The following is a 26,720-nucleotide window of genomic DNA, read 5'->3' as shown; positions in this document are numbered from 1 at the left end:
TACAATCTATACCTCGGACTGATTTTTTTAAAGCCAACGAGGTCTTTAAGCATGACCTTTCGCTAGTTTTATTTAATTATATTTATTATTTTGTCAAACCTCCTACTAATCCAAGAGTTCTCACAAGCTGAGAAGTATATGACATTTCATTATCGTACCATGCTACTGTTTTAACTAACTGCTTTCCGGCAACATCCATTACTTTTGTTAGAGTAGCATCAAACAATGAACCATAGCTAATTCCTACTATGTCACTAGAAACTATTTCATCTTCATTGTAACCGAAGGATTCATTTGCAGCTTCCTTCATAGCAGCATTTATTTCTTCCACAGTTGTATTCTTCTCTAGAACACAAACTAATTCAGTGATTGAGCCTGTAGTTACAGGAACTCTCTGTGCAGCACCATCTAACTTTCCCTTTAATTCCGGAATTACAAGACCTATAGCCTTTGCAGCACCTGTTGTGTTTGGAATGATATTGGCAGCAGCTGTTCTCGCTCTTCTCAAATCCCCCTTTCCATGAGGACCATCCAATGTATTCTGATCGTTTGTGTAAGCATGAATTGTTGTCATTAAGCCTTCAACTATACCGAACTTGTCATTTAAAACTTTTGCCATTGGAGCCAAACAATTTGTAGTACAAGATGCACCAGAAACTACGGTTTCACTCCCATCAATAATATCAGAATTTACATTGTAAACCACTGTCTTTAGGTCACCTGTTGCTGGAGCAGAAATAAGAACCTTCTTTGCTCCTGCCTTGATATGAGCCTCTGCCTTTTCTTTTGACGTAAACAATCCTGTACATTCAAGAACTATATCAACGTCAAGCTCACCCCAAGGAAGATTTTCAGGATTTCTTTCAGAAATAACCAATATTTCCTTACCATTAACTATGAAAGCACCTTCTTCAACCTGAATTTCACCATTGAATCTACCCTGAGATGTATCATATTTGAAAAGGTGAGCCAGCATATGAGCATCAGTTAAATCGTTTATTGCTACAACCTCAAACTTATCAGTCTGTTCCATCATTTTTCTCAATGCTAATCTTCCTATTCTACCAAAACCATTAATCGCTACTTTTACCATTTTTTTAATTCCTCCAAAATCTTTTTCAATCACTTAATCACTTTAAATTTGTTTTGTCTACAAAACTACCTTCACTTTATTCAATATTTCCTTAGCACTATCCTCATCAGTTATCAAGGATATATTTTTATTTATTTTATACAGTGCTAAGAAAGAATCGACTTTATCATTCCCACCAAATACTACTACAGGATTTTCACAGTTTTTATACATTTCAATGTCAATCCCTATAGTATTTATTTTTAATACAATATTTCCCTCTTTATCAAAATAATGTCCAAAAGCCTCTCCAACTGCACCGCTATCGCTCAGCTTTTTCTTATCTTCTTCTGACATACCTCTTCTCTCAGACATTACATCAGCTCTTCCAACACTAAAGAAAATTTTATTCGCATTTTTTAGATCGTTTACAGTTCTCTTTAATTCAGAAATGGACATCAAGCTTTCTCTAGTAATGACATCTATATCATCTGGAACATATAAATACTCGACCCTTGAGCCTATGTTCTTAGCTAGCAAGCCTGCGATGCTATTAGCCTGAAGATCAATATCTGATCCAACACTTCCTCTTGTGGGAAGCACAACCACATTGTTGTTATTTGAATTTACCTCTAGTTCAACATTAAGAGCTAATTCTCTCATTGTCGTACCTCCAGCGATTGCTATAATATCACCAGATCTTATATTTTCTGCTAAATATCTAGCAGCCTTCTTTGAAACAGTCTTCAAAGTACCCTCCTGAGAATCTCCAACACTTTCCGATATTGCTACAAACTTCAAGCCTAGCCTATTCTTTAATTCTTTTTCTAGATCAGTAATTCCCATGATATCATTCATCACGTACTCTAAGTCATCTAGAAGCATTCTACCAGCATCGGTTATAGTCATTCCAAAGGTTGAAATATCTATCAGGTCATGTTCCTTTAGAAAATCGACCTCTGCTCTAGTGATTCTCTCACTCATACCCAAGACAATTGCCAGTGATCTTCTTCCAATTGGCTGTCTTATTGAAATTTGTCTCAAAATAGAATATCTTTTATTCATTTGTTCGATAACCTGTGGAACAATCTTTTTCTGAATCTCTATCAAGTTATTCAATAAGCATCACCTCCCATGCTGTTAGCACCAGGGATTTTTTTAGTCCCTCAAATCATTATTCGTCCCGTATTTACATTATATACATTCGGGACAAAAAATGCAATACTTTTTTTATAAAAATTTTCAAAAAAAATAAATAGCCGATTATTTTTTTAGTAAACAGCTATTTATCAATTATTTTAAATTTTATACAGTATTAATTTTCATAGTATATCAAGGGACATTTTTTGACCCATATTTTATTTCACCTTTTTTCTCATAGTGGAACTAAGGTAGCCCAACTCTTCTCTATATTTTGATACTGTCCTTCTGGCGATATCATATCCTCTTTGATGAAGAATTTTTTCAATTCTACTGTCACTTAAAGGCTTAGAAGAATCCTCTGCATCAATTATTTTTTTTATTTCTTGCTTTATTGAATTTGTAGATATCACTTCTCCATCGCCTCTTTGGAATGCCTTCGAAAAGAAAAATTTAAACTCCAGCAGTCCTCTTGGAGTCAGCATATATTTATCATTTACACCTCTACTGATAGTAGACACATGACATTCCAGCATTTCCGCAATATCAGATAACGTCATTGGCTTTAATTCACCACTATCAAAATATTCGTTTTGAAAATCCAAAATTGCATTTGCTATATTTACAATAGTCGTATTTCTGCTATCAAATTCGTTGATAAATTCCTTCGCTCTTGTAAGATTTTCCCTAATGTATGACTTTACCTCCTCGTCATCTGACTCTATTAGTAGGTTGCTATAATATGAGTTAATATTTAGTGACATTCTTTTCTCATTGTAAGGCTTTGCTACGTACTTTGAACCCTTTTTTTCTACTAATACATCAGGATAAGCATATGCTATTTTATAATCACCATCAAATTCCACTGGCTTTGGATTCAACGACTTTATTAACTCAATACTCTTTTTTATATCCTCTTTACTAATATTATACTTTGAAGACAATTTTTTTATATCCAAATTGGCTACCAAATTCAAGTCATTTAAAATTATCTTTTCTAAAACATCATCTTTTATTCCATCGTTTCTAATTTGTATAATCATGCATTCCTTTAGATTTCTCGCTCCTATTCCATATGGCTCCAGAGACTGAATGATACCTATACATTCCAATACTAATGACTCATCAACCCCCAATAATTCAGAAATCATTTGTTCATTTTCTCTTAGATAGCCATCCTTATCCAAGCTATCTATCAAGTAATTACAAATTATCTTTTTATTTGGAGGCATATACATTGTATTTATCTGACCATGTAGGCTATCATACAGTGAATCATAACTTTTTGCCAAATTTTCAAAATTATATTCTGAATCATCTTTATATGAGGACTCATTTTTATCGTAAATATAAGCCTCTCTAGTTTTTTTGAAATATTGCTCCCAATCTACTCCTTTATCAATTTCAACTTCAAGAAGTGGATTAGAGGTAGCTTCTATTTCAGCCATTTCTTCAAGCTCCATTCTGTTTGTATGAAGAACCTTCAGAGACTGCACTATATTTGTATTTATACTAATTTTTTGTGAAATAACCTGTTCCAACCTATTTTTCATTGAGCTTCTACTCCTCCTGGCATTTCATTATTTTTTCTAAAATACATCAATAGAGAAATCACGCCACTGATAATTAAAACTATGTAAAAATTTGCTATTCTTGTAAGTAACATACCAGGAATTACAAAATTCCCAAAAAAACTTTTAAACATATCAAGAAATACTGATTCACTAGCTCCAACAGAACCTGGTAAAGGTAATGAGGAAACTGATATATTGAGTACTGCCTGAACTAGAACTATATCAAAATAGCTGTATTTTGACAATCCAAATGCATAGTAAATAACAAATGGTATGGAAAACATCGCAAGTATCTGAAAAAATGTGACAATTGTCACCTTTACTATAACATTCAAGTTATTTCTCATATAGGCGGCACCTTTTTCATACTCGACTATTGAGGATTCAATTTTTTTCTTTATCGAATCTTTATTTTTCAGCAATCTGAATCTATATACAAGTATACCAAAGAAATTCAAAATGCTAAAAACAATATTGGGTGAAAAAATAAGCAGCAATATTCCTATCAAAATCACAGAGTTTGAACCAAAGCCGTATATTAACAAAAGCTTGAACCCTGTTTGATATGTCGTGCTGAAGTCAGGCACGAAAAAAAACGCCAAAATTCCCATTACAATTATAACTAGCTGATGAGAAAAAAGCAGTACCATCAAGCTAAGTGATGAGGATGTCATCGATAGACCATCCTTTTTCATAATAAAAATCTGAGCAGGTTGACCCCCTGAGGACGAAGGAGTTATTGAACTAAAATAAAATCCAACAAATCCATATCCGAAACAATCCAACAAATTAACGTCTTTTTTTAAAGCTTTCATTACAATCCAAATATTTACACCTTCACATAATATATAAAAAATCATAAGTGTAACTGCAATGAGAATAAACACCGGCTTGATTGAAAGCATTGTGTTTACAATATTTTCAAGAGATTCATCCTTCAAAATATACGCAATCACAGCAATCATCAATACTGTGATTATTCCCATACCTATCATTTGACTCTTTTTATTTTGAAAACCTTCCATAAATTACTCCCTCTTCTTACTCAGGCAAAACAAATTTATACCCTTTTGATTTTAGATTTGGAATGGCAATCTTTAATGCCAAAATTGTATTTTCAGGAGCACCGTAGTCTCCACCTGAATTTTCACCTGCATCGTGCAAGCATATGATGCTATATGGAGTGACTCTCTCCATTAATTTATCGATTATAATCTCCGGTGCACTCTCACTTTTCCAATCTTCCGCCATAACATCCCAAAATATCATTTTCAAGCCAAACTTATTTACAAAATAATTAGAAAAAATATTTGTGTGTCCCCATGGTGGTCTATAAAATATCTCATCAACTCCTATTGCCTTCATAATTTTTACGCTATTTTCAAAATCTTTTTTTGTATATGCATAGCTATAAAGCATAGCATTTCTGTGTTGCCAGGAATGTAACCCAACTTTATGACCTTCAGAAATCATTCGTCTAACAATATCTTTATTTTTTTTCGCGTTTTCAGCGACCATAAAAAAAATAGCCTTCACATTATTTTCTTCCAAAAGATCCAACAATCTATTCGTATACCTAGGATCTGGACCATCATCAAATGTAAGCATAATCTCATTTTTCGTACTGGTTTTCCTCTGAGCATTCTTATTAAAATATTTATTATAATATGTTGGTATTACCGAATGTACGACAAAGCCCAACAAAATCAATATCAATACTATAATAGTTTTTTCTATCACCTTATCACCTCCAGAAAAAAGATTCCTAATAACTATATTATACACTTATTTGAAAAATTTTTCATCCTTAATACTTTATTTTAATTTTTCATTTTTTAAAAAAAATAGTTGCTTCCAAGTAATCTAGAAGCAACCAAAAGTAAAATGATGTATTAGTTATTTTTTAAACTATCGCTGTCTATCAAGTTGTTTAATCGCAACACATCATATTGCATCTATCGGCATTACGATCAAATATATATTTCTTATAATTCCCCTATAAACTCAATTATTTCTGAGCTATTTTCCCTATCTTATACGCATATTTCTCATTTCCATAAATTTCATTCAATTCGTGGATATCCTGAAGATAATTATCAAAATAATCCGAATCCAACGAATTCACAAATTTTGTCATGGACATCTTCATTCCCTCAATTTTATCCCTATCATTGATGAATTTAATAATTCTATCAACATTTTCCTCAGCTTTTGAATGAAGCGAAATCCCAAAATTATTATCCTCAATAAAATCAATATTTCTCAACTCGTTTGGAAGCTCTGTCATAAATGAAATAATCGGTGTCAATGAATAAATAGACTCAAACAAGGTAATTCCACCAGGTTTAGTTACAACACAATCAGCCTTGTACATCAATTCCGAAACATTTTCAGAATATCCAAGAACCGTTATATTTTCATATCTATCCTTTAACGAATTATACATTTTTCTGTTATTTCCAGTAACTATTGTTACATGTAAACCATCAGTCGAATTGAGTTTTTTGTAAAAATCCTGAGTCTTTGGTAAAATACCAAGTCCTCCACCCATAATAAGCAACTCTTTCTTCCTGTTGTATTTTGAAATATTCACCAAATTCGAGTGAAGCTCTGAAAAAGCTTGCTGAGTAAATGATTCTCTAAATTTCTTTGAAATTGGTATCCCATAAACAACTATTCTATCAGGATTAACACCTTTCTTAATCAAATCATATTTCACATCAACACAGGGAACAATATATTTATCTGTATTCTTTGAAATCCATTCATAGTGACTACTCACGTCAGTAATACAAGTGATCAAAGGTATATCTACAGACATTCTTTCTTTGTATAATGACACAGCCTTAGATATGATTGGAAAAGTTGAAATCAAGACATCAGGGCTTTCTTCCATAACCAATCTCTCAACAGAATATGATAGCTTTCTTGTAATCAAGTCTATATTCTCAGTACTCTTGTCTGAGCTATTATAGTACTTAATGTACGTCTTGCTCGAATATTTTAACATTGCTCCGAAGAAAGAATACAAGTAATCTGATAAGACAGGCATTGAATACTTATACAAATCAACTACTGAAATTTCTGCCGCACTATTATATTTTAAAATATCGTCACTAATAGACTTAGCTACAGACATATGACCCATTCCATATTTTGCAGTTAATATTAAAATTTTCATGCCAATCCTCCTTACTTTATTTTATCTTGGTCTATATTTTTCCCTCACAATTTTTTACAATAATTTTTACATTTTTGTATTAAATATATTATATTACTTATTTCTAAATAAATACCTCATATAAATCTTAAGATTTTCTTAATTATTGTTTACAGAGCTGTAAATTTCGCTTCACTGTATTAATTAACTAACACAATGATACGATATTTCGGAATAATTGTCAATAGAATTATTTATTTTTTTAAATTTAGTGTGTGTTTATATTTTTTTTGGTATAATCTAAGTGATGGGTAAGTTTTATAAGTTTTAAAGGAGGAAATCATGGCATTAATTAATACAAAAGAAATGTTTAGAAAAGCATACGAAGGAGGTTACTCCATTGGTGCTTTTAACATCAGTAATTTAGAACAGCTTCAGGGTGTTCTTGAAGCATGCAAAGAAAGAAATTCTGCTGTAATTATTCAGGCATCAAAATCCGCAATCAACTATGCTGGAGTTGACACATTAGTTTCGCTGGTAAAAACTGCATCTGACGAAATTGGTGTTGACTGTGCTCTTCACCTAGATCATGGTCCGGATTTTGAAATGGCGAAAAGAGTTATAGATGCTGGTTTTTCTTCAGTTATGATAGATGGCTCACATTTTGATTACGAAGAAAACGTGGCAATAACTAAGAAGGTCGTTGAATACGCTCATAAATTCGATGTTACTGTAGAAGCAGAGCTAGGCGTACTTGCAGGAACAGAGGATGATGTAACTAGTGATGTTCATCAGTATACTGATCCAGATCAAGCTGTTGATTTTGTAAACAGAACAGGTGTTGATTCACTTGCCATTGCAATTGGTACTTCTCATGGTGCATTTAAATTTAAAGGTGAAGCAAAGCTTAGATTTGATATTCTTGAAGATATCCAGAACAAATTACCAAATTTCCCGATAGTTCTTCATGGCGCTTCCGCAGTTGATCAGGAAGCAGTTGCTACTTGTAATCAATTTGGCGGAGATATTGCTGGAGCAAAAGGAATACCAGTTGAAATGCTTAGAAAAGCATCATCTATGGCAGTTTGTAAAATAAATATGGATACTGACTTAAGATTAGCTATGACTGCTGCATTAAGAAAATTCTTTGCTGAAAATCCAAAAGAATTTGATCCAAGAAAATATCTTGGTGCAGGTAGAGCAGCAATAAAAAATGTTGTACTTGGAAAGATAGACAATGTATTAGGATCAAAAAATTCTCTATAAACTTTATAAAACCGAAAATTTTGTTTTATTAAACAAATTGAAAAAGGCTATGACTGACCATTAAAATGGCTCCAATCAAAAAAGCTCGCACACTCCAAATATCATGAAAAAGAGTGCTGCGAGCCCTTTTTTTAATAACTATATTCTGTCTGCTATACCTTCCAGTTCATTATACATTTTATGAGATTATACAATTTGTTCCAGGTTTAATATCACTTATCTTTATCATCGAATATTCCCATGATTTCTTCCCAATTTGAAACCCTAGTCAACCTCTCTCCTGTTACACCTCTATTGTAATTTGTATCCAACGCAATTACATCAAATCCAGCAGACAATAATTGCTCTATGTTTTCCGGATCATCCTCAATAAATACATCGCATCCAAGCTTTTTTGCAATATTCACCTTATTTTTCGTTCCTAAGGAAATAACTCTATTGGGATTCATTCCATTTTTCTCTATCCACTTTTTTGTAATAGAATCAATTTTTGTGTCCCTAGCAGTTACAAAATATATATTATAACCTCTGTGTTCCAACATTTCAATTGCCTCCAATACATTTGGCAGCAGCTTTGCTTCCTCGTACACATAGGTAAAAATTGTATCGAAATTTCTGTACAAGCTTCCAAATCTATCTCCGTAAGTATCAGTCCATTTAATTGAAGTGTATTCCTTCTTATCTATATTCACTCCATTTAAATTATTTAGATATGGAATAAAGAAATATGGATCTATTATCGTACCATCAATATCTACGCATATTGTTGGTCTCGGCTTAATTTCTTTTAACTCAAAGTTTAAATAGTCTGATGAAACGAGATGGTATTCTGTACCTCTATATAAACCTTGAAATCCGAAATCAAAGCTCTCTTCCCCATGGAGATGTCCATATATTACATGATCAGGTCCAAATTCTCTTATGATATTCGAAAACAATGTTTCATCCAAATACTTGTTTATAGGCGGATAGTGCATTAGAACTATATATTTTCTAAATCCATCCTTTCTCGCCGACTCAAGAGACAATTTTAGCCTATGAGCCTCTCGTTTATATATCTCATCATCCTTTTCATCAAACTTTATGTCATTGGGTATGGTCCATCCTCTTGTACCACATATTGCATACTCACCTATAATCTTATAGTTCGTATTCATAAAAACCATACTCTCATCATAAAGCTTACTCAAGCCTGTCGCTGTAGTCCACCAGTAATCATGATTTCCTTTAATAAAAAACTTTGTTCCCTTACGTTTGTATATTTTATCCAAATCTTGCTGAGCCTCTTTTAAATTTGATGCCCACGAAATATCGCCCACAACAAATACAATGTCTTCATCCTCGACGACCCTATTCCAATTCGAAAAAATTTTTTCTTCATGATTTTTCCAACATTCCCCAAATATAGTCATCGGTTTATCAACAGATGTAGACAGATGCAAGTCACCTATTGCAAATAATCTCATATACATCTCCATTTCCATAAATTTTCTTTGGCATTATTAAGCTCTATCAGAATTGACACTCAATTTAACAAAGCTTTTGTCCTTTAAAACTCCATCTAGTTCTCTTTTCAGTTCAATAATTCCTTGAATATCATTTTTGCTAGACATTATATTTAACCTATGTCTATACAAGAAATAATTTTCTAAATCGCCTAGCTCTTTTAATTTTTGCACCCTAGAAAAAGCATCTGTTGTAGCATATTCTTTTTCGGTGAATAGCTCCTGTGCCTTTATTATTTCTTCTCTTATCTCACCCATCTCTTGATCGAGTCTAAAAGCTGCATCGGCCGCTCTTTTCAATCTTGTTGCCAAATCATCGGGTATATAATGATCGTATTTGTATTTTAGCGAATGCTCAATAGTTGCCCAAAAATTCATCGCCAAAGTTCTAATCTGAATTTCACATTGAACCTCTCTATAGCCTTCAATAGTATTAATCGGATACATTATAATAAGGTGATAACTTCTGTAGCCACTCTCTTTTGAGTTATTGATATAGTCCTTTTCATTGACAATTCGCATATCTGTTCTTTTTTTTACAATATCTACAATTGTATAAATATCCTCAACAAATTGACACATCAATCTAATTCCAGCAATGTCCTCTATATCCTCTTCAATATTCTTTGTATCTAATTTTTTCATTTTTGCCATTATTGAAGATATTTTTTTTGTTCTACCAGTAACGAATTCAATAGGAGAATGCTGACCCATATCCAGATATTCTTTTCTGATATTCCTAAATTTAATTTTTAATTCCTCTACTGCGTTTGAGTATGGTCCTATGATCTCTACCCATTTCTGATAATCCATCTTATCCTCCGTTTATTTAATCATTTTCTCTTGCTTCAGTTGATATTACATATTTCATCACAAAATTATCGAATATATACTTTATAGCACCCTTATCCAACAAATATGAAATAAGCGCATTTAGAGAATTTCTATATTCAATATATGCAATATAGTTACATCTCAAATTTTTTTCTCTTACAATAATACCTATTAACTCATCAAAGGTAATTGGATTTTCCATAACAGTCAAGATGAACGAAATGTGCTCCATCAATACATTATTGTTATAATCAGCCAATTCCAATGCCTCTTGCTTTGAAAAAATCACACTCGAGTGACCTAATATGGCTACCTCGAAATCGACTATTCTCAAATTGTCAAGTGACTTTAATTGACTGTTGCAGTCACACATAAAGAGAAAATCGAATTTATCCAAAGAATTTTTTGTTATCAATAAATCTCCAAGAAATGCCACTCCATCGTCAGTTACAATTCCAACACACCCTTCTGTATGCCCCGCACAATTGAAAATATTGAATGTATGCCCTTTAATTTCCAGCTTATCATTTGGAAACACAATCTTATCTACACATCTAAAGTTTCTGTCATCTATATGTGGTTCAGATATATATTTATAAATAACATCAATCAACTCTTGAGGTCTCCTACCACCAATTATTGAATCCATATACAAATCGGGATTTTCTATCAATATTTTTGCTTTATTTGTCGATATCACCGTCACGTCTATATATTTTTTCCTCAACTGGGTTATTCCTCCAACATGGTCCTCATGCTCATGAGTAAGAAAAATATACCTGAGCTGTAGGTTATTTTCATCTAATAATTTTATTATTTTTTCCTGCCTAGAGCCACTGATTCCAGGGTCAATTAGCAATACTGTATTATCTTCAAATACGTATATACCGGTATTCGTTCCACCTCTTATCCAATGAGTATTGCCCTTTATATTGTTTAGCTTCATAAAAAACACCACCTTGCAAAATGCATCTTTTATTTCAATATGTTTTCTCAATCCTATAAATATATTTTACCACAAATTTTCGAAAAATTACTTTTTCGAAAAAAAATATTGATAAGAGCACCAATGAAAATATATAATAAAATAAAGAAATCGGTTAAATCCGAAAATGAAAAATAGTCACAGCTCATAATAACGACAATACTAATTTTTTAAGGAGAGGCATATGAACAAATATACGAAATTTATCAATATCATGGGTAGCTATTACACAAAGGATTTCGAAAAAGAAAAAAAGAATATCACAAAGGTTAGAGAGATAAAAGAAGAAACTGTTCGAAAATTTTTCCTACAAGGAAATTGTGAGGTTTTGGTGGTTTTTGAAGAAACCGGAAAAGAAATATTAATTGACGACTTCTCTTCTGAGGACGATATAAAAAAATACCTGGGCAAATCTTTTGTTAAAAAGTAAATAAGGTTCCTAGGGGGTAGGAACCTTATTTGGGGAGATTGAGTATTTTAATTTATTATGTTTGTATTATATATTTGCCCAAAAAACATCATATTAAACATATTTTATTATTTTTTTTATATTTTCCTATTTTTTACGATCCATTTTTTTAATAGATAGCCCACTGTGGTTATTCTTCAGAATCCGAAGTCCTTTCATTTTGTATTTCGTTTAGATAATTATAGATTGTATACCTTGATACCCCCAACTTTTCCGCTATATAAGGAACGCTTTTTTGTATCTTAAACACTCCGGAATTTTTCAGGTTTCTTATCAAAGTCAATCGGTCTGCCTTATTCATACTAACTATAGACTTGTTCATTTTTTCGACTTCAATTTCAAATTTTTGTTCCACAATCTGTCCATTGTCATAGATGTCGAATTCATCATACACATCATCCTGCATCGACAAAAATTTCTTCAGAGTACTTTGTATTGAACACAAATCATCACAGTCGTAATTAATGCAAAATGACAAATTCCTTCCAAATGCCTTTACAACGATTGTTGAAGATTTTATTTCCTTCTTGATTCGCTTATTGGCTTTTTTATAGTTAATATTATATCCGCCCTTACTTCTTTCTATTAACTCTTCAGATCTTGTCGACAATGGATCTCCGACTTTTCTCCCTGTCACTTCCCCATTATAAATAGAAAGTATAGATTTTGCTGGATTATCAATATCGGAAATCACTACCTCACAGTTTTTGCCAAACATTTCAGAAATTATTACTGCCAATGTATCTAAAAATACAATAAATGAATCATAATCATTAACTGTTCCTTTATAATTATCTTTTCCCATAAAATACTTCTTAAATATCATACTATATACTAATTTCTAAGAAAATTTATTATTTTTTCATGAATTGCAATATAGTAATAAATACGATATTTTTCAATCTCCTTATTTATATATTTGGATTATTATAAGGAAATCCATAAACCTTTTTATTTATTTTAAGAAATCAGCCTCTTCTTCACCCTTCATAACTCGGTAGCCTCCAGCTGCCAAAGCATTCATCTCGAACTCACCAGCGTATATCGACACAGGTGCAATAAATGATACCTTATTTATTACCCAATCTGTAAGCATCTTGGAATAAGCCATTCCTCCTGTCAAAATTATTCCATCCACCTTACCATCATCCACAACTGACAATGATGCTATTGATTTCGCTATTTGGTATGCCATTCCCTTGTAAATTTGCTTGGCGTAATCATCTCCATTGGATATCATCCTTTCAACCTCTCTCGCATCATTAGTATTTAGATATGATATCAGTCCACCCGTACTATCTTCATATCTTTGAAGTGCCATATGTCCTTCTTCTTTTGCTATAGTAATACAGCTATAAATTGGCAGATAGCCGGCTCTATTTGTTGAATATGGAGCTTCATCTGAAGAACAAATATCAACTAAATGACCATTTTTTTGAAAATTCAAAGAAATACCACCACCAAGATGTGCCACTATAATTGAAGAATTGTAGTAATCTAATCCATTGTCTTTACAATATTTCATTGCAACAGCTCTAGTATTTAATGCATGGGAGAAGCTTCTTCTAGGATATTTTTTTATTCCAGATAACCTAGCCAAATCGCTTAATTCATCGACAGAAACCGCATCATAAATATATGCAGGCACATTCCCCTTTTTTGATATCTCTCTTGCAACCAATGCGCCTAAATTAGAAGCGTGTAACTGAGCTGGTCTGTTTCTCATTATATCACATAGATTGTCATCTACTACATAAGCACCGGTATGGACTGGAGGTAACATTCCACCTCTCGAAACTATAGCATCCAAATCCTTTGGCTTGAGATTATTTTTCTTTAAGAAATCTAAAACCTGTTCTAATCTCATTTCTGTCTGATCATAAAGATCATTGAATTTCTTCAATTCTTCGACTGCAATACTAATATTTTCAACGATTACTTCGTTCAAATCCTCATATATGCCAACCTTTGTAGATGTGGAGCCTGGGTTAATTACTAATATTTTCATTATTCTCCTCCAATAAATTAACCATATTTTTTATTTTATTACATTACCATACATTTTGTAAAGGTCTTATTGCTGAGCAAGTGCTGCCATTGCTATTGATAAGTATTTTTCCTCTGCAGAAGCACTTCTAGAGGTCAATACTATCAAACATTTTGCTCCGACAATAAATCCAGCCATTTTTCCTCCAGCAGCAAAATTGAAAGTTTTATCCAATATGTTTCCTGCGTGTAAATCCGGTGCGACTAATATATCTGGATCTCCAGCCACTTTACTTTCATACTCTTTTGTTTTTGCAGCGTTTGGTGAATAAGCAAGATCAAATGAAATAGGACCCTCAACTATACAACCTTTTATCTCACCTCTCTGATTTCTTGCCTTTAACTCACCCGCATCAACAGTGCACTGCATTTTAGGGTTTACCTTTTCAATTGCTGAAAGACACGCAACCTTTGGGCATTCATATCCCAGCTTATGATAAATATCAACAGCATTTTCAATTATCTGTTGTTTTTCGTCAACATTTGGATAAGGACACATACCACCATCAGTTATAGTAATTAGCTTATGGTAAGTAGGAACCTGCTCAAACGACATATGTGAAATCAATCTATCTGTCCTAAGCCCCTTATCTTTATCAACTACAGCTCTCATTAGTACTGCAGTTTCTACATGCCCTTTTAAGATAAAATCCAATTTACCTTCTCTTACAAGCTCAACAACCCTTTCAGCTCCCTCTTTTTGAGAATCAACATGAACTATCTCATAGTCCTTTGTAGCTCCAAATTCTTTTAATATTTTCAATATTTCTTCCTTATAACCTATAAAAACAGGCTTTGCCAGTCCAATTTTTTCAGCTTCTAACGCCCCGCCTATCGCAGCTTCATCTGCCATACAAACTCCACAACGCTTAATTTTTGGGAATGCTTTCACTTTTTCTATTACTTCATCGAAAGTTCTAATCATAATTTTCTCCTCTAACCTATTTTTAATCAATATTAGCTCAATTTTTACTTTACTATACCTCTAATTTAACTACAAGCTTTACTTTTTGATTAAGAGACTTTTATACCACAGCTTAATAAAAAAATTTTTATAATAAAGCTGAGCCTCTAAAGCACTCTGTATCAACATTCAGAAAGAGAGCTGACTTTATATTATCAATAATATTGTATCACACTCTCCTTCTGATAAATTATAGTATATTAGTTAGCTAAATTAGACTCTTGCCAATTCTTAATGCTTCCTTGTTTAACTCAACAAATTTCGGCTTCACATTTTCCTCTATTATTTTATCCCAATCTATATCCTCCAAATTCATGCTCTTTATTATTGTTCCCAATAATATAATATTCATTACCTTTGGATTTCCCAGCTTTTCTGCTTCTGCTGTAGCGTCAAAGGAATAAACCTTCCCAGCTCTTGCCTCAATCAATTCCTTTGTATTTTCTGGATAAGTATCCTTACCACTCAAGACGCCAATTGGATTGAATCTAGCAGTATTTAATACTACAACTCCATCTTCTTTTAAGTAGTCAATATTTCGCAATACCTCCAATTCTTCAAAGCCCATTATAATATCAGCTTCTCCCATTGGTACAACTGGAGAATAAACCTTGTCACCATATCTCAGATGAGTTAATACCTGACCTTCTCTTTGACTCATACCATGTACTTCGCTCATCTTTACATCATATCCTGCACTCATCAAGCCAATAGTCAAAAGCTTACTAGCAGTTATTGTCCCTTGTCCGCCTATTCCAGTTAGTAATACATTCTTTGTCATATTATTTTTCCACCTTTCTTATCGCTTTTACAGGACAAACCTGAGCACAAACACTACATCCCACGCACTTATTAGGATCTATTGAGGATTTCTTAATTTCTTTCTTAAATGAAATTGCTGGACATCCTGTCTTTGTACATTTTCTACAGCCTATACATACACTTTCATCAACAAAATATTTGCTTTGGAAAGATCCAGGGAAGTTTTCCTTATCACTTTCAGACTGAGCTTTTAACGCACATGGCCACCAAGTAATGATTACTGATGGTTCATCTAGAGCTAATGCCCAGTCCAGTGCAGCTTCAACTTCCTCAAGGATATTTGGATTAATACGTCTGATGTTTTTCACACCTATTGCTCGAACAACTGACTCAATATCGACTTCAGCAACCTGCTGACCTTGAGCTGTAAAGCCTGTACCTGGATTTTGTTGCTGACCAGTCATTCCTGTAATTCTATTGTCAAGAATACATGTAACAGTGCTGCTATTATTGTACACAACGTCTAATAAAGAATTTATTCCTGAATGAAAAAATGTTGAATCACCTATTACAGAAACAACTTTAACATCTTGATTTTCATCCATTGAGAATACCTGTGATGCACCATGTCCCATACTTATACTGGCACCCATGCAAAGTGTCATATCCATAGCGTTATATGGAGCACCATATCCTAATGTGTAACATCCTATATCCCCAGATATCATTATATTTTTTCTTTTACCCAATGTGTAAAAGAAGCCTCTATGTGGACATCCTGCACAGAACGTAGGAGCACGATTTATCATAACATCTTTCGCTTCGTCGAAAATAGGAACTTCCTTTCCTGAAATAGATTTTCTGATTACTTCTGGTATCATTTCACCATGACTAGGAAATACATCCTTGCCATGACATTCGATGCCCAATGACTTTATATGAGTTTCCATTATCGGATCGTTTTCCTCAATTACGTATATTTTGTCGACCTTTTCAGCAAATTCCTTGAACAATTTATCAGGTAATGGATTACTAAAGCCTACCTTTAGGTAAGATGCATCCTCACCAAATACTTCCTTCGCATAAAGATAACAATCACCAGAAACAACAACACCAATTTTAGTATCATTGTATTCGGCAAAGTTCCATTCACAGCTATTAGAATAATCGAAAAGCTTTGCCATTCTCTCAAATACATATTGTTTTCTAACCTTTGCATTAGCTGGCACCATTACATATTTAAGTGGTTGTTTTTCCCATTTTTTTATTCCAACTTCTTCTCTATCTTCAATTTCCACTAGCCCCTTTGAGTGACAGACACGAGTTGTCATTCTTATTATAACCGGAGTGTCATATTCCTCACTCATTTCATAGGCAGCCTTTACCATTACCTTACATTCTTGACTGTCAGATGGTTCAAACATTGGAACAAACGCAGCCTTTGCTAAATTTCTATTATCTTGTTCGTTTTGTGATGAAAACTGTCCCGGTTCGTCAGCAGTAACAATAACCAAGCCACCATTCACACCCGAATAAGCTGCCGTAAAAAATGGATCTGCTGCAACATTTAATCCGACATGCTTCATGGCCGCAAATGATCTAGCACCTGCAACACTGGCACCGATTGCTGATTCCAAGGCAACTTTTTCATTTGGAGCCCACTCTGCCACCAAATATTTTCTGTCGATTTCAGATAAATTTTCCAAAATCTCAGTACTCGGAGTACCTGGATAAGCGGATGCAAACCTAACACCAGCTTCAAAAACACCTCTTGCGATAGCTTCATCGCCTGTCATCAATTTTTTCATATCATACCTCCAAAACATTTTGAAAAATACCTTTATGTATTTTTTGCTTGACGTTAATCTAAATAGAAACAATTTGATAATTAATTTATACCAAATATAAAAAATAATGTCAACAAAATGTTTATTTTTTAGAAATTATACACAATTTATCAATTTATTTAATTTTCAGAATTATATTTTTTTATAGAGTATTACACTATTTTTTACCTTTCAACCTCTATAAAAAAACGATTTTTTATTTATAATAAAAATTTATGACAAGTTTATAACGTTAAAAAATAAGGTCAATTTCTCCAGATTGTATAAAATCAAAAAGAACGTTTTGATCGAATTTATAGACTCCTTCAAGCTCAACAACCTTTTCCAAAACACTCTTCAATAAATTTTCCACAAAAATTTGGGTTTCATAATCATAAGTCGCCAAATATAATCGTTCATCGTCAACATATATCAAAAACTGGATATCATTATTGATTACATATATTTCATCATTCACGTGACTATTATCACTCCAATACTGTGTATACAAAACTCCATTCTCGTATTCCAAGGTTTGAATACTTTTATATAGATTGGCTATCGTATTATCAATTTTATCAAATACGTCTAAATTACCTACACTCAAGCTTTCATCAAGTATATTAAAGACACTTATAACTTCTCGTTTTGAAATCAATTCAAATACATCCTCTTCACTAATCAAGTTGTTTAGTGTAATGATGATTGACAAAAGCTTATACATATCATCATTTTTTTCGATTACTATAATCAGCTTTGTCTCATAATATCCGTCAATGTCTTCGTACACAGTACTACAAATATATCTATCATCGCTTTTTCTATTGATGCGATTATATAAGAAGGCTCCGTTAATTTCGGTTATATGCTGAGTCGACAGCAATTCACTTCCTGAAAAATTGAGCAAAGCCTCTCTATCTCTCGCAATAAATCTCATGACCATATAATTGACAAATTCGTATTCAGAGTCGATTTTCTTACACAGCTTGTTGAACATAACACTTAACGACTTTCTTTTAGCAAATTCAAAATAGCTAACATCATCGCTATTTTTACATTTATTTAGTTTTTTTGTATAGAAATCATATATTTCCTTTGAGAGATTTTCAGGAATATCTTTTTCATTTTTTATATTCTTATCATAAAAATGTACGAATAGTGACAAGGCTTCAGCTTCTTCCAATTCAATATTTTCTCCACCAAAGCAACTACTCTTATTGATATAAAAATCAGATAACTCCGTATTACTAGCATCCCTTTTTATGAAAAAATCATATATTCCCAATCCCTCAGAATCTAATAAAAATACATGAGCTTCTATTCTTGATATATCCAATTCCCACTCGACTGCCATCATCATAGCACCCATTAGTCTTGTATTTGTGCAAAATGATCTTTTAAAATTCATACTTACCTCCATCACATAACAGCTATATCTATTATATTATACTATACATATCAGCAATCAATTGAATATTATTAAAATATCTGCCATATCGGTGTCTATTTTTTAATACATTGGTATCTATTTTTCAGTGTAATTAAAATCTTATCCATACAAATTAATCTCAATTTTCTAGCATAATTGAATATCTTATCCATACAAATCAATCTCAATTTTTTAGTATAATTGAATATCTTATCCATACAAATCAATCTCAATCTTTTAGTATAATTGAATATTTTGTTCAACAAATTATCAGATAGTGATATAATAGTCTAAAGAATTGAAATTGGAGGTACTTATGAAAAAAAATATTGTTGCTTTTTTTGACATTGATGGTACTCTGTACAGAGATTCATTATTGATTGAACATTTTAAAAAATTGATAAAATATGAGTTGATTGACTCCAGAGAATGGTCAGAGCATCTCGAAAACACATATAAAAACTGGGAAAAGAGACAAGGAAATTACGATGATTATCTCCATGAAATATCTGATCAATATGTAGAAGCAATAACCGGTCTAGAAAAATCTTTTATGGATTTTGCCAGTGATCAAGTTATCAAGCTAAAGGCGGACAGAGTCTATAAATATACAAGATCTAGAATTAAATGGCACCAAAGTCAAGGTCATATAATAATATTTATTTCGGGATCACCAGATTTTTTGGTTGAACGAATGGCTAAAAAATACAAGGTCAATGATTATATTGGAAGTACATATGAATATATTGATGGAAAAATGACTGGTGGTGTCATTCCGATGTGGGATTCTGAGAGCAAAAATAAAGCCATTGATGACTTCATACAGAAGTACAGTATTAATATGGATGCTTCATACGCATATGGTGATACAAACGGAGATTTTGATATGCTAAAAAGAGTTGGGCATCCAATAGCTATAAATCCTTCTCGAGAGCTTCTATTTAAGCTTTCTGAGGATTCTTCCTTTAGAACTAGAACAAAGATTATAGTTGAGAGAAAAGATGTAATATATCAGTTAAATACAGATGTCATCCATATTGAAGATGACTGTAACAAATAACTAATCAATTATCCAGTCTAGCTAATATATCGATAATTCAATTTAGCTAATATTATGGTAATTGTATTATGCTAAATATAAAAAATTTCGTTTATCCTTGTATAAATTTGAAAAATAATGGGAGGTAATTTATGAGTACATATACAGACTATTCACAAGTAAGAAATTTATTCTCACAAGGAAATTTCAGAAAGTGTTATGAGGCTCTTAACAATATTTTTGATAGAAACGCAGAATGGTATTTTATGAGAGGAGTTTCAGCGATGAATCTTGGATACTATGAGGAGGGCGAGGATTTTATCAAGAGAGCAAAATTTATGGATCCTGAAAACCAGGAATATAGTGAAGCATACAATAGATATATTAATTATAGAAATGGCTACAATGACAGAGCAAACTATTACAACAACAATAGACAGAGAATGAACAATCCTGGATGCTGTTGCTGCTGTGGTGATAGCTGCTGCGATACACTTTGTACTTTATGGTGCTGCGATTCTTGTTGTGAGTGTGCTGGCGGAGATTTAATCACTTGCTGCTAATCGGAGAAAAATATGAATGAAAAATTCGATAAAGATATAAAAACTAAATATCTTGCGACCAACGGTATACTGTTGGCATTAAACATGATTACGATTATTTTGATCAACTATATTCCAACAAATACCATCGCTTTAATGGCAGTTTCATCTCTATTTATGGCAATTTCCATAATTGAATCAAATATTAAATTTGGAAGTATATTCTGTGTCGCAAGTATATTGCTTGCTTTTATTCTAATAAATAATAAGCTTCATTTTATAGTTTATGCATTTACATTTGGAAATTATGCTATAATAAAATACTTGATAGAATCAAATGTAAGAAAAATAAAATTTCAGTATTTGATAAAATTCATTTACTCTATTTGTGCGTTTTCGTCTCTTTACCTTGTGTCGACCGCATTTTTCGACAAAACTATATTAAATAATAATTTGACTATTTTTCTTACTGTGATTTTGATTATTGCATATTTTCTGTACGACTATTTGTTTACAATGTTTATCGAAAAATATAATAGTCAATTTAAAAAAATGCTTCGTAAAAAATAAGCCTTTGATCCAGTCGCAAAATATCAACCGATTTATGGAGCTTGGCAAAAATTTTAAAAATTTCAATTATTTAAGAGTAATAAATAGTAAAAAAATGCTACAGCCTAAGTCAAAAATTGAACTGACCTCCTTAAAGTTGATTTTTAGGTCCAACTTTTTGGGGTCAGTTCAAAATAAGCTTTATGCTGTAGCATAAAAAATTCAAATATAAAAGATTAACTGCGTCTATCTTTTTCCAATGAATTAGCAATCCTTTCCAATGCACTTGCAATTCTACCAAGCTCCCTTGATATCGAAGAATCTTCATCATCATAAAAATCAATTTTTAAATTAGAAAAATCATCCTCATTCCACAGCTCATCATCTACATATGCTTCATCTTCATTTTCTGACGTATTTTCTTCATCCTCTAATAGAAAGTCAATGCCTTCGTCCATGAGATTTGATTTTTCAATGTGTCTGCCTGTATTTTTTTGTGGTTTATTATCTTCTGATTCATCTCGTGATGAATTCACTCCAGCAGCCTTTAATTCCTCAAGCTTTGGAATCATTCCAGATTCATCCAGCTCATAACCGAAATCATCTTCATCATCATTGTTCGACTTTTTAGTTATCGTACCATTGCCAAATAAATCTGCAGTTGCATTTTCTCCTTCTTCAAATTCAAGGAGTTTTTTCTTTTTATAATCCATAAAAAGCCTCCAATTTTATAAGTCAAATTCAATCATTCACAAATAATAAATTTATTTTTCGAAATTTTTATCGATGATATTTGCAAGAGTATGCCACGCCAAAACAGCACACTTTACTCTGGCAGGCATATTTGACACATTCTCTAAAACAACTGTATCACCCAATGCTTCTATTAGATCATCGTCCACTTCTACTTCTTTCTTTATCATACCAATGAATTTTTCTGTCAATTCTTTCGCTTCGTATATGTCCTTTCCCTTTATTAGGTCAATCATCATAGATGTTGATGCTCTAGAAATAGCACAGCCTTCGCCTGTAAAGCTTGCATCCTTTATTGTTTTTCCATTCATTTCAATCTGAAGAGTTATTTCGTCACCACAGCTTGGATTATGACCTAGCTCCAAAAATGTTGGAGAACTTAATTCCCTTATATTTGCTTTATTATTGCTTTCCTGAAGCAGCATATCTGTATACAAACTCTTAAGATCCATAACCCATCACCTTTCTAACTTCTTTCAATTTGTCAATAAAAAAGTCAATTTCTTCAAATGTATTATATACTGCAAAGCTCACTCTACAAGTAGAATTTTGTTTCAAGTATCCATGTAATGGCATAGCACAGTGATGGCCTGTTCTTATAGCTATATCATATGAATCAAGAACTGTCGAAACATCGTGTGAATGAACTCCCTTTATATTAAACGACACCAATGGAGATCTATTGTAGCTTGGTGTTGAATATATTTCTACAAATTCTAGCTCGCTCATTTTTTTGTAAGCGTAATCAGTTAAAGCCAATTCATGCTCGTGAATATTTTTAACTCCTACTCTTTCCATAAAATCTATAGCAGCTGCTAGTGCAATCGCACCACCGACATTTTGCGTTCCGGCTTCAAATTTTGCTGCTGGCTTTGCAAAGGTAGTTTTTTGCTCATAAACATATTCAATCATATCTCCACCATACATATATGGTACCATTTTATCTAAAATTTCATATTTACCATACATCACGCCTATTCCCATTGGTGCATACATCTTGTGTCCTGAAAAAGAAATAAAATCAACATCCCAATCCTGTACGTCCACTCTAACATGAGGCGAAAGCTGAGCAGCATCTATAGAAACAACTGCACCTACCTCATGAGCAAGCCTTGTAACTTCCTTTACATCAATTACAGCTCCAACAGTATTTGATGCACCAGCTAGAGAAACCAGCTTCGTTTTTTCACTTAGTGAGCTCTTAAACGCTTCCATATCAAGCTCGTAATTATCATCAAGGTACACATACTTCAGTATAGCTCCTGTTTTTTGTGCAACATACTGCCATGTAACCAAGTTACTGTGGTGCTCATAAATCGAGATTAATATTTCATCACCTTCATTTAAATATTCCAAAGCATATGAGTACGCAATCAAATTTAATGCCTCGGTAGTATTTCTGACAAACACTATTTCTTCTGACTGTTTTGCATTTATAAAATTTTTTACCGTTTCTCTTGCGGACTCATATTTTTCTGTAGCCAACATCCCAAGATAATGAGCACCTCTATGTGGATTTGCATTTTCATAGCTATAATAGCTTGACAACGCATCAATTACACATTTCGGTTTCTGAGAAGTAGCCCCATTATCAAAATATACTATTTTCCTTCCCATCTTATCTTCATCAAGATATGGGAATTCTTTTCTTATGTCCAATATTTGTTCCTTGTTCATACTAACCTCCCAAGACTATACAGTCTATATTCTTTTCTCAATATTTCTCCAAATTTCCTGAACCAAATCCTTGTCCGGTAATTTATCTATTGTTGGGAATAACTGAGTTTCAACCAACATTTTCTTCGCTTGCTCATGGCTCAATCCTCTACTCATTATATAGAAAAGTTTATCTTGATCTATCTTACCAGCACTTGCAGCATGAAGCCCTTCAACATCATCTTCAACACATAGTAATACTGGAACAGCAACTGATCTTACATCTTCATCAAGCAATGTTGCAAATTCTTCCTCGCTTCCCTTTGAGCCCTTTGAGCCTCTCTTAAAATCAATCGTTCCCTTAAATGTCTTCCTTGCCTTATCTTTAAGCGCCCCATTTACCAATATATTTGAAACCGTTTCTTCTCCAATATGATTAACATGGTAGAAAATATCTAAATTATCTTCTCCTCCTGCAAAGTATACTGAATCTATATTTGTAGTTGCTCCTCTTCCATTTAGATTTGCAGTGTAATTTGTAACAGTTCTCTTTGCACCAGATTCTATCTGAATAAAATTAACTGTTGCTCCTTCAGCCACATCAGCTTCAATATCTGTAAGAGACGTATTTTCATCAGTACATCTAGAAACATAATATAAATCCACCTTTGAATTCTTTTCTGCTGTAATCTTTATTTTGATATGTCTGGAATCCTTCCCAGACTCTATTTTATTGAAATCAAAAAGTGTTGAAATTTCATCATTTTCTTTTGCAGCTATCTCTGTTACTTGCTCTAAAACCTCAGGCAATTCGATTAGGGCATCATTTACCTTAAGCCATCTCCAAGTAAGAAGTGGTAATGTATTTGCTATCATATTTCTTCCTCCTAACCTATTGTACCTTCTAATTCAAGGTTTATTAAATTATTCATTTCAACCGCATATTCTAACGGCAGCTCTTTTGCTATAGGCTCTGCAAAGCCTCTAACTACCATTGACTTTGCTTCTGCCTCACTTATTCCTCTGGACATCAGGTAGAAGATAACCTCATCGTCTATTCTACCAATTTTTGCCTCATGTCCCAAATCTACGTCCTGATTTGCAATATCGATTACTGGTATCGTATCAGATCTTGATTCTTGATCTAACATAAGGGACTCACAGCTAACTGTAGATTTTGATCCCCTTGCATTCTTTGTAACCTTCACTAGGCCCCTATAAATTGCAACTCCACCATCCTTTGATATTGACTTAGAGTTTACTGTAGAAAATGTGTTTGGTGCTGCGTGTATGACCTTCGTTCCTGTATCTAAATACTGACCTCTACCTGCAAAAGTAATTCCAGTAAATTCTGATTTTGCATTTTCTCCCTTAAGAACACTCATAGGATATAAACATGATACCTTTGAACCAAATGATCCTGACACCCATTCTATCTTTCCGTCTTTTTCAACTATACATCTCTTTGTATTCAAGTTGTACATATTTCTTGACCAGTTTTCTATCGTAGAATATCTAAGTGTAGCTCCCTCTCTTACAAATAATTCAACTGCGCCGGCATGTACATTTACCACATTATATTTTGGTGCTGAACAGCCTTCTATAAAATGGCAATAAGCACCCTCATCGATAACTATCAGCGTATGCTCAAATTGACCTGCACCTGGAGCGTTTAATCTAAAATAAGATTGAAGTGGGATATCCACTCTAACACCCTTTGGAACATATACAAATGATCCGCCAGACCAAACAGCATAATGAAGAGCAGCATATTTATGATCCGAATTTGTAATACACTTCATAAAATATTCTTGAACTATTTCAGGATACTCCTTAACAGCAGTATCAAAATCAGTGTATATTACCCCTTGATCCAAAAGCTCTTGCTGAATATTATGATAAACAACCTCTGAGTCATATTGTGCTCCAACACCAGATAGATTTTTCTCTCTTTCAGCTTCTGGAATACCCAGCAAATCAAAGGTATTTTTTATATCCTCAGGAACTTGATTCCAGTCTTCTACCAAATCCGCATCTGGACGAATATAAGTAGTAATATCATCAATGTTTACTTCATCCAAATTTGGTGCCCAGCTAGGATTGTCCAATTCATAAAACTTCCTAACAGACTGAAGTCTAATATCTAGCATCCAATTCGGTTCATTTTTTTCCTTGCTTATCTGTCTAACTATATCCTCAGTCAAACCTTTTTCTGTTTTTGATTTATATTTAAATTCATTTTTTATATCATAAATCCCACGATCGTATTCTTCAACCTGAGTTCTTTTTCTTGCATCCTTATTAGTTTCCATTAGATGAATTCACCTCATCTCTAATCCAGCCGTAGCCTTCTTCTTCAATTTTGTGTATCAGTGATGCATCCCCCTCTTTTACGATTTTTCCGTCAATTATAACATGAACATAATCAGGCACAACATTTGATATTATTTCCTTATGATGAGTAATTATCATCAGAGCTTTATCTTCATCCTTCTTAAAGCTTTTTATTCCTTCTGATACTATTCTAACAGCATCAACATCTAATCCAGAGTCGGTCTCATCAAGCATCGCCAGCTTTGGATTAAGTATTTGCATTTGCAAAATTTCAGTCTTCTTCTTTTCTCCACCAGAAAAACCATAATTCATATATCTAGAGGCATACTCAGGCTTCATTTCCAGCTCTTTCATTCTCTTTGATAAGTCCAGATTAAATCTCAATACAGAAACTGGTTTGTCATCGACCGCAGATTTGGAAGTCCTGATAAAGTTTTCAACACTTATACCTGGTACTTCTATAGGAGATTGAAAGGACATAAATATCCCTCTTTTCGCTCTTTCATCAGCTGCAAATTCTGTAACATCTTCACCTTCAAAGAAAATCTTTCCCGAAGTTATTTCATACTTAGGATTACTCATTATTGTATTTACCAATGTAGATTTTCCAGAGCCATTTGGTCCCATGATAACGTGTGTTTCACCTTTATTAACCTTTAGATTTACATTTTTTAATATATTTTTTTCACCTACTCTTACACATAGGTCTTTAATTTCTAATAATGTCTCGCTCACTTTTCCACATTCCTTTCGCTATTTTTATATAATAAAATTGGTACAAGTCTATATTACTATGATTACCCAAAAAAATCAAT

The 26,720-nt window shown here is 32.9% G+C and carries 26 protein-coding genes; 5 read left to right on the top strand and 21 right to left on the bottom strand.

Features of this window, described 5'->3' with window-relative positions; all coding sequences use genetic code 11:
* Positions 1–85: 85 nt before the first annotated feature.
* The 6 genes from gap to BM120_RS08850 all read right to left on the bottom strand — a co-directional run bounded on the left by gap (position 86) and on the right by BM120_RS08850 (position 6,967).
* On the bottom strand, positions 86–1,093 hold the full coding sequence (gene gap / locus BM120_RS08875; RefSeq protein ID WP_091995203.1) for a type I glyceraldehyde-3-phosphate dehydrogenase: 1,008 nt from the start codon (positions 1,091–1,093) through the stop codon (positions 86–88).
* Positions 1,094–1,150: 57 nt separating this feature from the next.
* The gene (locus BM120_RS08870; RefSeq protein ID WP_091995199.1) at positions 1,151–2,191 is read right to left on the bottom strand and encodes a sugar-binding transcriptional regulator; all 1,041 of its coding nucleotides are present in this window, start codon (positions 2,189–2,191) and stop codon (positions 1,151–1,153) included.
* Positions 2,192–2,430: 239 nt separating this feature from the next.
* Entirely contained in the window at positions 2,431–3,765 is a 1,335-nt protein-coding gene (rpoN, locus tag BM120_RS08865) for an RNA polymerase factor sigma-54 (protein ID WP_091995196.1), read from the bottom strand.
* On the bottom strand, positions 3,762–4,811 hold the full coding sequence (locus tag BM120_RS08860) for a lysylphosphatidylglycerol synthase transmembrane domain-containing protein (RefSeq protein WP_091995193.1): 1,050 nt from the start codon (positions 4,809–4,811) through the stop codon (positions 3,762–3,764). The genes rpoN and BM120_RS08860 overlap by 4 nt, the downstream gene beginning before the upstream one ends.
* Positions 4,812–4,827: 16 nt before the next feature.
* Positions 4,828–5,526: a polysaccharide deacetylase family protein gene (locus BM120_RS08855; protein ID WP_242941595.1), complete on the bottom strand. Its 699-nt coding sequence runs from the start codon at positions 5,524–5,526 to the stop codon at positions 4,828–4,830.
* Between the two features lie 268 nt (positions 5,527–5,794).
* Positions 5,795–6,967: an MGDG synthase family glycosyltransferase gene (locus BM120_RS08850; RefSeq protein WP_091995189.1), complete on the bottom strand. Its 1,173-nt coding sequence runs from the start codon at positions 6,965–6,967 to the stop codon at positions 5,795–5,797.
* Between the two features lie 321 nt (positions 6,968–7,288).
* Between BM120_RS08850 and fba the strand changes: the two genes are divergently transcribed.
* Positions 7,289–8,212, top strand: coding sequence for a class II fructose-1,6-bisphosphate aldolase (gene fba / locus BM120_RS08845; RefSeq protein WP_091995186.1), 924 nt, complete (start codon positions 7,289–7,291; stop codon positions 8,210–8,212).
* Between the two features lie 212 nt (positions 8,213–8,424).
* Here the strand turns inward: fba and BM120_RS11310 are convergent, their stop codons facing one another.
* The 3 genes from BM120_RS11310 to BM120_RS08830 are packed head-to-tail and all read right to left on the bottom strand — an operon-like array spanning position 8,425 to position 11,497.
* Positions 8,425–9,678, bottom strand: coding sequence for a 5' nucleotidase, NT5C type (locus BM120_RS11310; protein WP_177187410.1), 1,254 nt, complete (start codon positions 9,676–9,678; stop codon positions 8,425–8,427).
* 36 nt (positions 9,679–9,714) lie between these two features.
* Complete coding sequence (locus tag BM120_RS08835) at positions 9,715–10,530, bottom strand: GTP diphosphokinase (protein ID WP_091995183.1); 816 nt, start codon at positions 10,528–10,530, stop codon at positions 9,715–9,717.
* A 16-nt stretch (positions 10,531–10,546) separates the two neighbouring features.
* Positions 10,547–11,497 (bottom strand): MBL fold metallo-hydrolase, encoded by a 951-nt coding sequence (locus BM120_RS08830; protein ID WP_091995178.1) that lies wholly within the window; start codon positions 11,495–11,497, stop codon positions 10,547–10,549.
* 223 nt (positions 11,498–11,720) lie between these two features.
* Here BM120_RS08830 and BM120_RS08825 point away from each other — a divergent pair, with 223 nt between their 5' ends.
* On the top strand, positions 11,721–11,966 hold the full coding sequence (locus BM120_RS08825) for a hypothetical protein (RefSeq protein ID WP_091995175.1): 246 nt from the start codon (positions 11,721–11,723) through the stop codon (positions 11,964–11,966).
* A 169-nt stretch (positions 11,967–12,135) separates the two neighbouring features.
* On the opposite strand, the gene BM120_RS08820 is transcribed toward BM120_RS08825, so the two are convergent.
* The 6 genes from BM120_RS08820 to BM120_RS08795 all read right to left on the bottom strand — a co-directional run bounded on the left by BM120_RS08820 (position 12,136) and on the right by BM120_RS08795 (position 19,011).
* On the bottom strand, positions 12,136–12,810 hold the full coding sequence (locus BM120_RS08820) for a helix-turn-helix transcriptional regulator (RefSeq protein ID WP_091995173.1): 675 nt from the start codon (positions 12,808–12,810) through the stop codon (positions 12,136–12,138).
* A 150-nt stretch (positions 12,811–12,960) separates the two neighbouring features.
* Positions 12,961–14,013 carry a butyrate kinase gene (buk, locus tag BM120_RS08815; protein WP_091995170.1) on the bottom strand — a complete coding sequence of 351 codons (1,053 nt, stop codon included), beginning with the start codon at positions 14,011–14,013 and terminating at the stop codon, positions 12,961–12,963.
* Positions 14,014–14,079: 66 nt separating this feature from the next.
* Positions 14,080–14,976 (bottom strand): bifunctional enoyl-CoA hydratase/phosphate acetyltransferase, encoded by an 897-nt coding sequence (locus tag BM120_RS08810; protein WP_091995167.1) that lies wholly within the window; start codon positions 14,974–14,976, stop codon positions 14,080–14,082.
* Positions 14,977–15,223: 247 nt separating this feature from the next.
* Positions 15,224–15,796 (bottom strand): indolepyruvate oxidoreductase subunit beta, encoded by a 573-nt coding sequence (locus tag BM120_RS08805; protein ID WP_091995164.1) that lies wholly within the window; start codon positions 15,794–15,796, stop codon positions 15,224–15,226.
* Between the two features lies 1 nt (position 15,797).
* Positions 15,798–17,585: an indolepyruvate ferredoxin oxidoreductase subunit alpha gene (gene iorA / locus BM120_RS08800; protein WP_091995161.1), complete on the bottom strand. Its 1,788-nt coding sequence runs from the start codon at positions 17,583–17,585 to the stop codon at positions 15,798–15,800.
* Positions 17,586–17,856: 271 nt separating this feature from the next.
* Positions 17,857–19,011 carry a hypothetical protein gene (locus BM120_RS08795; protein ID WP_091995158.1) on the bottom strand — a complete coding sequence of 385 codons (1,155 nt, stop codon included), beginning with the start codon at positions 19,009–19,011 and terminating at the stop codon, positions 17,857–17,859.
* Positions 19,012–19,348: 337 nt separating this feature from the next.
* On the opposite strand from BM120_RS08795, the gene BM120_RS08790 reads away from it, so the two are divergent.
* The 3 genes from BM120_RS08790 (at position 19,349) to BM120_RS08780 (ending at position 21,183) form a co-directional block, all read left to right on the top strand.
* The gene (locus BM120_RS08790) at positions 19,349–20,092 is read left to right on the top strand and encodes an HAD family hydrolase (RefSeq protein ID WP_091995155.1); all 744 of its coding nucleotides are present in this window, start codon (positions 19,349–19,351) and stop codon (positions 20,090–20,092) included.
* A gap of 131 nt (positions 20,093–20,223) precedes the next feature.
* The gene (locus BM120_RS08785) at positions 20,224–20,634 is read left to right on the top strand and encodes a tetratricopeptide repeat protein (RefSeq protein WP_091995152.1); all 411 of its coding nucleotides are present in this window, start codon (positions 20,224–20,226) and stop codon (positions 20,632–20,634) included.
* A 12-nt stretch (positions 20,635–20,646) separates the two neighbouring features.
* Positions 20,647–21,183, top strand: a complete 537-nt coding sequence (locus tag BM120_RS08780) for a hypothetical protein (protein WP_091995149.1) — start codon at positions 20,647–20,649, stop codon at positions 21,181–21,183.
* Positions 21,184–21,398: 215 nt separating this feature from the next.
* Here BM120_RS08780 and BM120_RS08775 read toward each other — a convergent pair whose 3' ends face one another.
* Genes BM120_RS08775 through sufC form a run of 6 tightly spaced genes read right to left on the bottom strand, consistent with a single transcriptional unit; the run spans position 21,399 to position 26,640 of the window.
* Positions 21,399–21,875: a hypothetical protein gene (locus BM120_RS08775; RefSeq protein WP_091995146.1), complete on the bottom strand. Its 477-nt coding sequence runs from the start codon at positions 21,873–21,875 to the stop codon at positions 21,399–21,401.
* 51 nt (positions 21,876–21,926) lie between these two features.
* Positions 21,927–22,367 carry a Fe-S cluster assembly sulfur transfer protein SufU gene (gene sufU / locus BM120_RS08770; protein ID WP_091995144.1) on the bottom strand — a complete coding sequence of 147 codons (441 nt, stop codon included), beginning with the start codon at positions 22,365–22,367 and terminating at the stop codon, positions 21,927–21,929.
* Complete coding sequence (locus BM120_RS08765; protein WP_091995141.1) at positions 22,357–23,592, bottom strand: aminotransferase class V-fold PLP-dependent enzyme; 1,236 nt, start codon at positions 23,590–23,592, stop codon at positions 22,357–22,359. The genes sufU and BM120_RS08765 overlap by 11 nt, the downstream gene beginning before the upstream one ends.
* A gap of 24 nt (positions 23,593–23,616) precedes the next feature.
* On the bottom strand, positions 23,617–24,447 hold the full coding sequence (locus BM120_RS08760) for a SufB/SufD family protein (RefSeq protein WP_091995139.1): 831 nt from the start codon (positions 24,445–24,447) through the stop codon (positions 23,617–23,619).
* A gap of 11 nt (positions 24,448–24,458) precedes the next feature.
* Complete coding sequence (gene sufB / locus BM120_RS08755) at positions 24,459–25,883, bottom strand: Fe-S cluster assembly protein SufB (protein WP_091995136.1); 1,425 nt, start codon at positions 25,881–25,883, stop codon at positions 24,459–24,461.
* Positions 25,873–26,640, bottom strand: coding sequence for a Fe-S cluster assembly ATPase SufC (gene sufC / locus BM120_RS08750; RefSeq protein WP_091995134.1), 768 nt, complete (start codon positions 26,638–26,640; stop codon positions 25,873–25,875). Before sufC ends, sufB begins: the two co-directional genes overlap by 11 nt.
* Positions 26,641–26,720 lie beyond the last annotated feature (80 nt).

This window comes from Peptostreptococcus sp. D1 (assembly GCF_900112955.1).
Lineage (GTDB): Bacteria > Bacillota > Clostridia > Peptostreptococcales > Peptostreptococcaceae > Peptostreptococcus.
This window is presented reverse-complemented; position numbering and strand designations above follow the sequence as displayed.